The 13840-nt window shown below is 37.3% G+C and carries 9 protein-coding genes and 1 pseudogene; all 10 read right to left on the reverse strand.

The annotated features are described in order from the left end of the window. Positions 1-14 precede the first annotated feature (14 nt). Positions 15-1841 carry a group II intron reverse transcriptase/maturase gene (ltrA, locus tag ACVWY7_RS09825; RefSeq protein ID WP_000774443.1) on the reverse strand — a complete coding sequence of 609 codons (1827 nt, stop codon included), beginning with the start codon at positions 1839-1841 and terminating at the stop codon, positions 15-17. Between the two features lie 729 nt (positions 1842-2570). Beyond that, positions 2571-5468 (reverse strand): annotated as a pseudogene (locus ACVWY7_RS09830) (PolC-type DNA polymerase III); the annotation flags it as partial. A gap of 124 nt (positions 5469-5592) precedes the next feature. Beyond that, a complete protein-coding gene (locus ACVWY7_RS09835) occupies positions 5593-7293 on the reverse strand; it encodes a proline--tRNA ligase (protein WP_000814312.1) in 1701 nt (566 codons plus the stop codon). Positions 7294-7402: 109 nt separating this feature from the next. After that, positions 7403-8659, reverse strand: coding sequence for an RIP metalloprotease RseP (rseP, locus tag ACVWY7_RS09840; RefSeq protein WP_001090229.1), 1257 nt, complete (start codon positions 8657-8659; stop codon positions 7403-7405). A 16-nt stretch (positions 8660-8675) separates the two neighbouring features. Next, positions 8676-9818, reverse strand: a complete 1143-nt coding sequence (gene dxr / locus ACVWY7_RS09845; RefSeq protein WP_000790359.1) for a 1-deoxy-D-xylulose-5-phosphate reductoisomerase — start codon at positions 9816-9818, stop codon at positions 8676-8678. Between the two features lie 23 nt (positions 9819-9841). After that, entirely contained in the window at positions 9842-10633 is a 792-nt protein-coding gene (cdsA, locus tag ACVWY7_RS09850) for a phosphatidate cytidylyltransferase (RefSeq protein ID WP_000813583.1), read from the reverse strand. A gap of 17 nt (positions 10634-10650) precedes the next feature. Further along, positions 10651-11427 (reverse strand): isoprenyl transferase, encoded by a 777-nt coding sequence (uppS, locus tag ACVWY7_RS09855; RefSeq protein WP_000971301.1) that lies wholly within the window; start codon positions 11425-11427, stop codon positions 10651-10653. Between the two features lie 85 nt (positions 11428-11512). Beyond that, positions 11513-12070: a ribosome recycling factor gene (gene frr, locus ACVWY7_RS09860; RefSeq protein WP_000531503.1), complete on the reverse strand. Its 558-nt coding sequence runs from the start codon at positions 12068-12070 to the stop codon at positions 11513-11515. A gap of 2 nt (positions 12071-12072) precedes the next feature. Further along, complete coding sequence (pyrH, locus tag ACVWY7_RS09865) at positions 12073-12795, reverse strand: UMP kinase (RefSeq protein ID WP_000042663.1); 723 nt, start codon at positions 12793-12795, stop codon at positions 12073-12075. 66 nt (positions 12796-12861) lie between these two features. Continuing rightward, entirely contained in the window at positions 12862-13749 is an 888-nt protein-coding gene (tsf, locus tag ACVWY7_RS09870) for a translation elongation factor Ts (protein ID WP_001018581.1), read from the reverse strand. Positions 13750-13840: the final 91 nt, after the last annotated feature.

Raw genomic sequence — 13840 nt, forward strand, 5'->3', positions numbered from 1 at the left:
AACTTTGTCGAAGTTTATAAGCTAAGTTTTGGATTTCCTACTTCCGTTCTCAGCTTATTTAATTTATTTAAAGCTTTCTTTTCAAACTTGGCTAACAGTTTTTTGTAACCTTTATTTGCAAGAGGGTCTTTATTGTGAATTAACGTATGATATTTCTTATTAATAATAATCAAGTTATCATATTCATCACTACCGCCTTGAGCTGTTGGCTTGATGTGGTGACATATAGCATTATGAGGAGTCAATCGTTCTCCTGTTATTCCACAACATCCTTTTTGAGCAACATATTTACTTAAGCGGTTGTTTTCATACAGAACACTTTTTGCTTTATATATTCCTTTACGAAACATTTCGATTTCACGCACAGACACATGTATTAATTCTTTATGGGTGGACTTCCTATCTTTTACACAATAAATTGTGAATTCAGGTTTCCTTTGTCCTCGAATATCATGTCGGATTGCTTCAATCGGATAAACGAGTAATCCATTACTTTTAAATCTCGGACAATTGTAATCTCCATAAAATTTATCAATGACATTGTTCGTTTCCTTTGTATAAACAAAGATGTTTCTAAACATCAATGATTTTATATTCGGATGAACTTTATGTCTTATCTCATTAAAATCTTGAGAAATTCTGGTCGCAATTTTGTAATAATTATGCAAACCGAGAATGTTCGAGTTAAAGTTCATTACTTTTTCTGGAGTAGGACTTTTTCTTAGTTTCACTAATTGATGCCTAATGACACCCAATACTTTATCTTTCGCTTTCGGGTCCATTTTAGAATTTACAATATAACCAGTTTTAGCATTTCCCTTCTGAACTGCTCTAAAGCGAATCCCTAAAAAGTCTGTACCGTTTTTCCGTAAGTTTGTGATTTTACTTTTTTCTTCACTTATCTCAAGACCTAATCTTTCCTTGAGCCATTTTTCAACCGCTATTTTAATCTTTCTAGCGTTTTCGTATGAATTTGTGAAGATTTTAAAGTCATCCGCATATCTTACTAGATACATCGGTTTTAACCTTGTCTTTTTAAGTGCATCCGTTTTATTGCGTTTCAATTTATAAGGCACTCTCGTCGATTTTGTTTCCCATTGGTTTGACACCCACCAGTCAAGTTCATTTAATACAACATTGGCTAGCAATGGAGATAAAATACCACCTTGAGGAGTTCCTTTAACAGGAATGCCTTCACCTGTAATTTCCGCATTCAGCATTTTTTTGATGATAGATAAAACTCTTTTGTCCTGCATTCCAATTGTCCATAGTTGCCTCATTAGCTTTTTATGATTAACGTTATCAAAGAAACCTTTAATATCTATGTCCACTACAAAATGTTGATGACTGTGATTGACCATATGATAACACCTAGCTAAAGCGTCATGAGTGCTTCGTTTTGGTCGAAAACCATAGCTTTGTGGATGAAATTTCCCTTCAACAATCGGTTCCAAAACTTGCAGGAACATTTGCTGAATTAATCGGTCTTCAATCGTTGGAATCCCTAAAGGTCGCATTTTTCCATTTGGCTTTGGTATAAACACACGTCTTACTGCATGTGGCATGTAGTTTTCTAATCTCTTTTTCGTTAATTTGATTAGCTTGTCGGCATCTATTTTATTAAGATGCTTTATTGTGTGTCCATTTGTACCTTTCGTTTTACTACCCGTGTTGCTTTTTAAATTGCGAAAGGCTAATCGAATATTTTCTTCAGAAACAATCAGCTCATAAATGCTTTTGAAATATCGACCCTTTTTGCTTTCTTGATAAAGATTATCAAAAGTTGATTGTAAGCCAAAATATTCATTGTTTCTTAATTTTTGAATCATTAAGTCAGCCAACTAATCACTTCTTTATGAAGTTTTCGTTTCTCTTTAGTCATACACGAATCTGACTTTTGTAGGTTTTGTTTCGACGTTAACGACTTGTGCCCTTCCCTCTGAAATGTTTTTATCCTCCGACTTATTGGTTATTCAGTCATCTTCGGCATTTCAGTAAGCGGTACTACGGCACTACTGCCACTTTCGTAAAATGTGTTATAGCATTCGCCTTTCCACATACCATCGTCATCGAAGTGCAACCTTCTCTTATGTCGAAAGCTTCACACGTTCCACTATTCCTATCTGTACATAATTCCCTTAGGTTCCCCCTAAATTCCGCCAAGCTTGACTGTGCCTGTAACACAGTATGGATTTTCATAACCAAACGCTTACTCATCCACACTTGGAAGTCCTCTTTGGACCCCGTTACATTTCTATAACGTGACATTCACGAAAAGTCAGTCGAGGGTTCGTCCCAGTGATTCTACTGATTCTAACCATAGGAATTTTATAGACACCAGACCTATCATTCACAGAAGGTTTCTACCTCCCTTTCCTCGTCTTAACGTTAGGGTGAACTTCAGCCTACTTTAACGGGCTTCAAACGATGTTGATGTTTGCAATATCGCTATCGCTTGCCGTAGCTTCAGTGAGTATGTTTCAGGCCGTTACCCCATCATTCCATACTTCGGAATAGCAGTTCTACTAGCAGATGCTAGTGCTTAACCTTTTCAGTTAAGAACGTGTCGCACTCAAATCGATATCGGGTACCTTATCTCCTTTAAATCCAAGGAACGTTTCGAACGGAATGTCATGTCCATCTTTTACATATGGAATATTACAAGTTGGACATTCTTTATCCGGTAAGTCAAAACCAGAACCTACAGAACCATCATTAAAGAATTCTGATTGCTTACACTTCGGACATACATAGTGTGGTGGTAATGGATTTACTTCTGTAATTTCCATCATCGTTGCAACGAATGATGAACCTACCGATCCACGCGAACCTACTAGATATCCATCTACTAACGATTTTTTCACAAGCTTATGTGAAATTAAATAAATTACGGCGAATCCATGCCCGATGATACTTTTTAATTCTTTTTCTAAACGCGCTTCTACAATTTCAGGTAACTCTTCACCATAAATGCTACGCGCCATTTTATAACTCATATCACGCGTTTCATCATCTGCACCTTCAATTTTTGGTGTGTATAGATCATCTTTTACTGGATGAACATCGCCAATTAATGATGCAATCTTTTGTGTATTCGTTACGACAATTTCTTTCGCTACGTCTTCACCTAAGAATGAGAAACACTCTAACATTTCATCGGTTGTACGGAAATGTACAGGTGGTAATGAATGTCGGTTTAACGGATTGGCTCCGCCCTGCGAACTAACTAAAATTTTGCGATACATTGCATCTTCTGGATCTAAGTAATGCACGTTTCCAGTAGCGACAACTGGTTTATCTAACGTCTCACCTAGTTTTACTAAGTTCGAAATAATTGTTTTTAATTGCCCCTCATCCCGAACAAGTTCACGCTCTACTAAATGACGTAGCACTTCTGGTGGCATTACTTCAATGTAATCGTAGAACTGCGCAATTTCTTCTACCTCTTCAGGAGCTTTTTGCATCATTGCCTCAAATACTTCACCTTTATCACAAGCTGTTCCTACTAGAATACCTTCACGATATTTTTTTAATAGTGATCTTGGTACTCGTGGTACACGGTAAAAGTAATTTAGATGAGAATATGAAACAAGTTTATATAAATTTTTCAATCCAACATCCGATGTAGCAAGTAATGTCATATGACTTGGACGCCCGCGCTTATATGCATCCCCTTGTCCCATACTATCGTTTAATTGATCGTGATATTCAAAACCTTTTTCAATCACATCTTTTAACATTTTCACTAGTAAGTATCCCGTTGCTTCTGTATCATAAATCGCACGGTGATGCTGAGTTAATTCAATGTCCATCTTTTTACATAACGTATTTAAACGATGATTTTTCATTTCTGGGAATAAAAATCGTGCAAGCTCTAACGTATCTATTACTGGATTTTTCGTTTTTTCTAAACCAGCTTTTTTAAATCCTACGTTAATAAAGCCCATATCAAAACTTGCGTTATGAGCAACAAGTGTATGGTCACCCATCCATTCCTCAAACTTTTTAAACACTTCATCTACTTCTGGTGCGTCGGTCAACATATCATCTGTAATACCTGTTAATTCAATGATCGTTGCTGATAATGGTTGATGTGGATTTGCAAAAGATTCAAAGCGATCAATTATTTCGCCACCTTTTACTTTTACAGCAGCTAATTCAATAACTGTATCGTATACAGCTGATAAACCTGTCGTCTCAACGTCGAAAACAACATACGTCTCCTCTGCAAGTAAACGATGCGCTTCGTTATACGCTATTGGTACACCGTCATTAACTAAATTCGCTTCTACACCGTATATAACTTTAACTCCAGCCTTTTTCCCCGCAGAATATGCTTCCGGGAACGACTGAGCCACAGCATGGTCTGTAACCGCAATAGCCTCATGTCCCCATTTACCAGCTTGAGCAACAAGCTTAGAAACTGGAGTAACAGCATCCATTTGACTCATTGGAGTATGAAGATGAAGCTCTACTCTTTTTTCACCTTCTGGTGCTTTATCTTTACGAGACGGTCCTGTTATTTCATTAATATCATTTGCAATCATTACTAAATCTCGAACAAATGTATCATTTTGGACAGAACCACGAGCCTTCACCCACATTCCTTTTTTCAAGGATTGTAGCATTGGAATATCTTCTTTATCACGTGAGAACATTTTAATCATAATAGAATCTGTATAATCCGTTATTTTTAAAGTTAATAACGTACGTCCACTACGAAGTTCTTTTGTTTCCACATGGAAGACATATCCTTGAACTGTTTTTCTTCTTTCTTCATCTTGAATTTCTCGCATCGGTGTAATCTCTTCATCCGGCTTAATAAGATACCCAAGTGTAATCGGTCCTTCATGCACAACGCTGCTTTCTTCAGCTTGCTTCTTTGCCATTTCTTCCATAGCTTGTATAACACGCTCACGGTCTTCTTGTTGCGTTTGCTCACGAAACTTTTGCATTTCTTCTGTATTTTGCTGTATATGTGTGTCTAACTGGAAACGCGGGAATCCGAAAGCCTCGTATTGATCCCCTACTGGTTTTGCAACGTTTTTCTTTAAAGCAGTAGATTCCAGCTCATTATTCACATTTATAAGTAACTTCACTCCATTCACCTGCGGAAGCTGCTTCTTTAAATAAGCAAACATAGGTGAAAATGTAATTCGTTCCGTACAAAGTGGCCAATACGCCCTCACTTCTTCTTCAGTAAATTGTTTATTCTCTGTTTCTAATGCAAATGTTGTTCTTGCAATATGAGAAAATGATTGCTTAAGCTTTGTTTCTAGCAATTCATATAATTCTGTAGGCAAAATACGTGGCACTTGTAAATTAAAATGCCAACTTTTATTCGCTTTATCGATAACGAGCCTTTCAATACCACCGCCTTGTAAATATTGATTTATAAGGTCGTCTGGTATTTGCAACTGCTGGAGCAAAATTTGAAATCGCTCTTTTTGTTCATTTGTTAAAGACATAAGCACTCTCCTTCCATTTGCTATTATAAATTGAAACGTACTACAAAGAAAGATTTCTCCCTTCTTCTTTTACAAAATACGTTTACAAAGAAAGAGAAGGTACCTCATTACGAGGTACCTCTTCCTATTTTAAAATATTAGCAATATATGTTTGAAGTTCTTCTACTTTTACTTCTTCAGACTCACCTGTAGCACGTACTTTCACTTCTACAATACCTTCGTCTGCTTTTTTACCAACTGTCACGCGAACTGGAAGGCCGAATAAATCAGCATCAGCAAATTTAACACCTGCACGTTCTGCACGATCATCTAGTAATACTTCATATCCTTGCTCTTGTAATGAGTTGTAGATGTTTTCACCCATTTCACGTTGTGCATCAGATTTCATATTCACTGGAATTACATGCACATGGAACGGTGCTACAGCTTTTGGCCAAACTAAACCGTTCTCATCATTAAACTGCTCTGCAATTGCTGCCACTGTACGAGACACACCAATGCCGTAACAACCCATAATAAGTGGTTGTGTTTTTCCGTTTTCATCTAGGAATGTTGCGTTCATTGCTTCACTATAACGAGTTCCTAATTTGAATACATGACCAACTTCAATTCCGCGTGCGAAAAGAATTGTCCCGTTTCCGTCTGGAGATTGGTCTCCTTCTTGAATGAAGCGTAAATCCGTATATTGACTTACTTTAAAGTCACGTTCTGGATTTACATTTACATAATGGAATCCTTCTTCGTTCGCTCCTGAACATCCGTTGACAATTGATGCTACAGCGTGATCAGCGATAATTTCGATATCACCATTTACACCAATCGGTCCTAATGAACCAACTTCACAATTTAATAATTCTTTTACTTCTTCATGAGAGGCAAGCTCAACAACTGAAGCACCGTATACATTTTTCACTTTTACATCGTTTACTTCATGATCACCACGAACAAGTACCACTACTAATTTCTCATCTACTTTAAATACCATAGACTTAATGCACTTGTCAGCTTCGATGTTTAAGAATGCAGATACTTCTTCAATTGCTTTTTGGTCTGGTGTTGCTACTTTTTCAAGCTCTTTTTCTGCTTCGTCACTCTTCGTATACGTAGCTACAACAGGAGCCATTTCGATGTTCGCTGCGTAATCAGATGTATCAGAGTATGCAATTGTATCTTCACCAACATCAGATAATACCATAAATTCATGTGTATCTTTTCCACCCATTGCTCCAGAATCAGCAATAACCGCACGGAAATTCAAGCCACAACGAGCAAAGATGTTAGAGTATGCTTTGTATAAGCGATCGTACACTTCATCTAAGCTCTCTTGCGTAGCATGGAAAGAGTATGCATCTTTCATTAGAAACTCTCTTCCACGTAATAAACCGAAACGAGGTCTTTGTTCATCACGGAATTTTGTTTGAATTTGATATAATGTTAACGGTAATTTTTTATACGATTTCACTTCATCACGTACAAGATCTGTAATTACTTCTTCATGTGTCGCTCCTAATGCAAATTCACGAGCGTTACGATCTTTCATACGCATTAATTCAGATCCGTAAGAATACCAACGACCTGACTCTTGCCATAATTCTGCAGCTTGCATCGCTGGCATTAATAATTCTACGGCACCTGCGCGCTCCATCTCTTCTCGAACGATACGTTCTACTTTGTGTAGTACTTTTAATCCAAATGGTAGAAAACTATAAATACCAGAAGCATTTTGACGCATAAAACCTGCACGAAGTAATAACTGATGACTCTTAATCTCCGCATCAGCTGGAACTTCACGTAATGTAGGACTGAATACCATACTTTGTTTCATTTATTCGCACCTCTTCATTTTACTCTTACACGCAGGAAAACCCCTCACCTCGAGTTAGGTGAGGGATTTTATTCTACGAGCTCTATTTCATTATAAGTTTCACTTTATTTTACAAGAAAAACTTACGAATGTCATTCCAAGTTACAACTAACATAAGTAACATTAATAATGCAAAACCAATAAAGTGAACCATTCCTTCTTTTTGGCGATCAATTGGTTTCCCACGCAATGCCTCAATTAAGAAGAAGAACAAACGTCCACCGTCTAAAGCAGGAACTGGTAGTAAATTAAATAAACCAAGGTTAATACTTAAAACGGCTGCTAAACTTAAAACACGCGTAAATCCATAATCTACAACTTGATCTGTTAGATTATAAATTCCTACTGGACCTGACAACTCATTAATAGAGAATTGACCAGTTACTAATTTCACAAGAGACTCAAAAATTAGTTTCGTCCATTGGTATGTTTGTTCAAAACCCGATTTAATAGAACCCATCACTGTTTTCTCTACAGGAGAGTAAACACCAATTCTACCAACTTCTTCTTTACCTTCTTTATCAAGCGTTGGCGTTACTTTCACATTAAACTGTTCACTATCACGCTTTACTTGTAACGTAATTTCTTTATTTGGATTTTCACGTACAATGGTAACAACATCTTTCCATGTACTTGTGTTTTTCCCATCAATAGCTTGAATTGTATCATTTTCTTTTAATCCAGCTTGCTCTGCTGCACTATTCTCCATCACTTTTCCGACCATTGGTTTGTCAACAGGAACACCTTGTACAAATCCAAGAATCACAAAAATAACAAATGCTAAAATGAAGTTCATTGCAGGGCCCGCAAAGATTGTTAACGCACGTTGTCCTAATTTCTTAGAGCCAAACTGCCTATTATACGGAGCAATTTGAATTTCTTCACCGGCAGTAATAATACGAGCCTTCTCGTTCACTCGGAATGTTTGAAGCTCTTCCTCGTACTCTTCATAACCCGAAATTGTTAAATTATGCTCTAAATCAGCTTGTTCGACTTCGATAACGCGAACATTGGGATACTTTTCATATCCATCAAAAACTAATTTTGCAACTTCGTCTTTTGCATTTAATACAAGGCCAACCTTTTTCCCAGGCTTTAACTCAACTGTGTCTGCATCCTCGCCAGCCATTCTTACATAGCCACCAAGGGGCAGTAATCGAATCGTATACACCGTTTCATTCTTTTCAAATGAGAATATTTTCGGACCAAAACCAATCGCAAACTCGCGGCATAAAATACCTGCTCTTTTTGCGAAATATAGATGCCCTAGCTCATGGAAAAATACGAGTGCACCGAAAATTAATATAAAGGCAATCGCTGTATTCAATTCCATACCACCTTTGCTAAATTTGTTCCATCACAAACCGTCTTGTGGCTGCATCAATTTCCAGAATTTCCTCTAAGCTCGGACGTGCAATGACATTGTGATGGTTCATTGCTTTTTCAATGAGGTCTTCCACTGTTAAGAAACCAATTCTCTTTTGTAAAAAAGCTTCAACAGCTACTTCATTCGCTGCATTCATTACAGCTGGCATACTTCCACCTGCTTTTCCAGCTTCATACGCAAAACGTAGGCAACGGAAACGCTCTTGGTTCATCTTCTCAAAATGCAACGTTCCTATTTCCCATAAGTTTAACTGCTTTGTGTCTGAAAGAGGTAATCGATCAGGATATGTAAGCGCGTATTGAATTGGTACTCGCATATCAGGTGAGCCAAGCTGTGCCATCACACTACGATCTTCAAATTCAACCATAGAATGAATAATACTTTCTTTATGTAAAACAACATCGATTTGCTCATAAGGGATACCAAAAAGCCAATGTGCTTCAATTACTTCTAGCCCCTTATTCATCATTGTAGCAGAATCAATTGTAATTTTCGAACCCATTGACCAGTTTGGATGTCGAAGCGCATCTTCTACGGTCACATGATGCAATTCATCTCTCGTTTTATCACGGAAACTTCCACCAGAAGCCGTTATAATTAGTCGAGAAATTCTTTTTTCATTTTCACCATTCAAGCATTGAAAAATAGCTGAATGTTCACTGTCTACTGGAAGTAACGAAACATTATGTTTTCGCGCTGCTTCCATTACAAGATGCCCTGCAGTTACTAACGTTTCTTTGTTTGCAATTCCAATTGTTTTTTTCGCCTCAATTGCACGAAGTGTTGGTAATAACCCTACGCTACCTACAACAGCGTTTACTACAATCTCCGCATCTGGATGTAATGCTACTTCTAAAAGCCCTTCACTACCATATACAATTTTTGTATTACCAGAAACAGCTTGTAATTTTAAAACATCTTCCTCTCTTTGCACAGAGACAATTTGTGGAGAAAATTCTTGAATGACCTTTACTGCGTAGTCAATATTTTTCCCTACAGAAAAAGCAACGAGACGGAATTGGTCTGGGTGCGAGCGTAATACATCTAAAGTTTGTGTACCAATTGATCCGCTTGCACCTAATAAACTAATGTTTTTCATGATTCCAACCCCTCGTTCATTCATTAATTATATTGTAATAAGAAGTAGAGAATTGGTAAAACGAATAACCAACTATCTGTTCGATCTAATATACCACCATGCCCAGGTAAAATTGTACCTGAATCTTTTACGCCATAATGACGCTTAAAAGCAGATTGCACTAAATCACCAATTTGTCCAAAAATAGAAATGATAATTGTCAGCGCAATTAAAATCAATACATTCGATTCAACTGGGAAGAACATGTTGTAAACAAGTGCCACAATAATTCCACAAACGATACCACCTAATGAACCTTCAATCGTTTTGTTTGGACTAATTTCTGGCCATAATTTTCTTTTTCCTAATGCTTTTCCTACGAAATATGCGCCTGAATCAGTAGCCCATATAACAAATAATGCACAAAATACATATTTAATTCCTAATATCCTCGTTTCATTCAGATATAAGAATCCCATTGCAACATATGTTGTTGCCATTAGTAAAAATGAAGCATTGTCAAAAGTAAATGTATTCTTAGAAAGGACTGTATATGATAAAAGTAATAAAACAATCACAAATGTGATTTCTAATTTACCTAATCCAATCCAAGTAAACAGTTCCGATGCACTACTTGGAATTAAAATAATCCATAATAATACTGCAGCTAAAACTGTTGGTACTGAAATAAGCGTAAGCTTATTCATACGAATTAATTCATATAAACCTATAGAAGCAAGTGCATACACTAAAACCGTAAAAGGCACGCCACCGTAAATTACGATGGGAATGAATAGCGCGGCAGCAACCACTCCAGTAATAATTCTCTGTTTCACTACCAAACCCTCTCTTTCTACACGCCTCCGAATCTGCGCCCTCTATGTTGAAAGTCTGTAATCGCATTTAGCAAATGTTCCTCGGTAAAATCTGGCCAATACACATCTGTAAACCAAAATTCCGAATATGCAATTTGCCATAACATGAAATTACTAATACGTAGCTCTCCGCTCGTACGGATTAACAACTCTGGGTCAGGTAAAGAACTCGTCATTAAGTAGGAAGAAAGCATTTCTTCACTTACATCTTCAACACGAACTTTTCCTTCCTCACTATCTTTCATCATATGTTGCACAGCAGAAACGATTTCATCTCGACTTCCATAGTTTAACGCGAAATTAAGAATTAATCCCGTATTCTCTTTCGTCTCTTCCATGGCCTTCTCCATCGCTCTGCGTGTATGCGTAGGAAGACGATCTTGTTGCCCTATTACTCGGACTTGTACGTTTTCTTCAATCAATTCTGGTAAAAATGTACCTAAAAATTCTTCTGGAAGCTTCATTAAATAATCAACTTCCTTTTTCGGTCTTTTCCAGTTCTCAGTCGAAAAAGCATAGAGAGTTAACACTTTCACATTAAGTTTACTTGCAAATTTTGTAATTTTCTTTACAACTTGCATACCTTCATGATGTCCCGCAATACGAGGCATTGCTCTCCTCTTCGCCCATCTTCCATTACCATCCATAATGATCGCAATATGTTCTGGGATATATCCTTTTTTTACTTCTTCAACGAGATGATCAAACGATGTGTCCTTTTTACCTTTAAAAAAAGGAAAGTTTTTAAACATCATTCATACCCTCCAGCAAGCAGACGTATGCCTAAAAGTGTAAAAAGACCCCCTTAAGAAGAGGGTCATATTTGCGAAGGTATCGCTATTACACTTCCATGATTTCTTTTTCTTTGTTTTTTGCGATTTCGTCAACTTTTGCAATATATTTATCTGTTTCTTTTTGGATATCTTCAGTATATCCTCTTAAATCATCTTCTGTAATCTCGCCAGCTTTTTCAAGCTTTTTAAGATCGTCGTTACCGTCACGACGTACGTTACGAACAGCAACTTTTGCTTCTTCAGCATATTTTTTCACAACTTTTACAAGATCACGACGACGCTCTTCTGTTAATGCAGGGAATGCAATACGAATTACAGTTCCGTCATTAGAAGGGTTTAAGCCTAAATCTGCTTTTAAAATTGCTTTTTCGATATCACCGATAGAAGTTTTATCATAAGGTTGAATTACAAGTAAACGTGCTTCTGGAACTGTAATGTTCGCTAATTGCACAACTGGTGTTGGTGCACCATAGTAATCAACTTGTACTTTATCTAATACAGACGCGCTTGCACGGCCAGCACGAACTGTTGCTAATTCACGAGAATAAGCAGCAACTGCTTTTTCCATTTTTTCATTTGAAGACTTTAATACTTGTTGTCCCATATTTATTTCCCCCTTACAACTGTTCCAATATTTTCACCTAAAACGGCACGTTTAATATTACCTTTTTCCATAACTGAGAATACAATTAATGGAATATCATTATCCATACATAGAGAAGAAGCTGTAGAATCCATTACACCTAAACCTTCTTTTAATACATCTAAGTAAGTAAGCGTTTCGTATTTCGTAGCTGTTGGGTCAATAGATGGATCCGCATTATATACGCCATCTACATTGTTTTTCGCCATTAAAATTACGTCTGCTTCAATTTCTGCTGCACGTAATGCTGCTGTTGTATCTGTAGAGAAGTATGGATTACCTGTACCTGCTGCAAAGATAACAACACGTTTCTTCTCTAAGTGACGAACTGCTTTACGACGAATGTAAGGCTCTGCCACTTGACGCATCTCAATTGAAGTTTGTACGCGAGTTTGAATTCCGATATTCTCCAAGCTATCTTGAAGAGCTAATGAATTCATAACTGTCGCTAACATGCCCATGTAATCTGCTCCTGCACGATCCATGCCCATCTCACTTCCAATTTTCCCACGCCAAATGTTACCGCCACCAACAACAACAGCAACCTCTACATCAAGTTCTGCAATTTCTTTCACTTGTTCCGCAACTGATTTAATAACAGCTGGGTTAATTCCAAATCCTTGCTCGCCAGCTAAAGCTTCTCCACTCAGCTTTAAAACGACACGATTATATTTCGGTTTACTCATAATGAACCTCCAATTGCTTACATCTTTATTTTAAAAAAGGGAACACAATGTGTTCCCTAATCTGTATTAGTTACTACCTTTTACTTGGTTCATTACTTCTTCAGCAAAGTTGTCTTCACGTTTTTCGATACCTTCACCAACAGCGTAGCGAACGAATCCTTTTAATGTTCCGCCTTTAGACTCAACGAACTGACGAACTTTCATATCAGGGTTTTTAACGAATGCTTGGTCAAGTAAGCAAATTTCTTCGAAGAATTTGCCAAGACGGCCTTCAACCATTTTTGCAACGATTTTTTCAGGCTTGCCTTCGTTTAATGCTTGTTGTGTTAATACTTGACGCTCATGCTCAACTTCTTCAGCTGTTACAGCATCGCGGTCGATGTATTTAGGGTTAACTGCAGCAATGTGCATTGCAACATCTTTAGCAGCCGCTTCATCAGTAGAACCTTCAAGAACTGTTAATACACCAATGCGTCCACCCATGTGTAGGTAAGCGCCGAATGCATCTGCATCAGTTTTTGATACGATTTCGAAACGACGAAGTGTAAGTTTTTCACCAATTTTAGCGATTGCTTCGTTGATGTGCTCTTCTACTTTTTTGCCGTTTTCCATTGTTTGAGCCATAGCTTCTTCAACGTTAGCCGGTTTGTTAGCTAATAAGTGAGCAGCTAATTCTTTAATTAATGTTTGGAAACCTTCGTTTTTCGCAACGAAATCAGTTTCAGAGTTTAATTCTAAGATTAAACCGTCGTTACCGTTTGTTTCGATGAAAGTTAAACCTTCAGCAGCGATGCGGTCTGCTTTTTTAGCAGCTTTCGCGATACCTTTTTCACGTAAGAAGTCAATTGCCTTCTCCATGTCGCCGTTAGTTTCTGTTAAAGCTTTTTTGCAGTCCATCATACCTGCGCCAGTTTTTTCACGTAATTCTTTTACCATTTGTGCAGTGATTGCCATACTTTTCATCCTCCTAAAATATGTATTTATACCTTTTATAAAGGTGTTTATACCTTAAAAAAGGTGATAAAAGGCCGAACCCCTTATCACC

It is taken from the genome of Bacillus sp. TE9106W, from assembly GCF_054062215.1.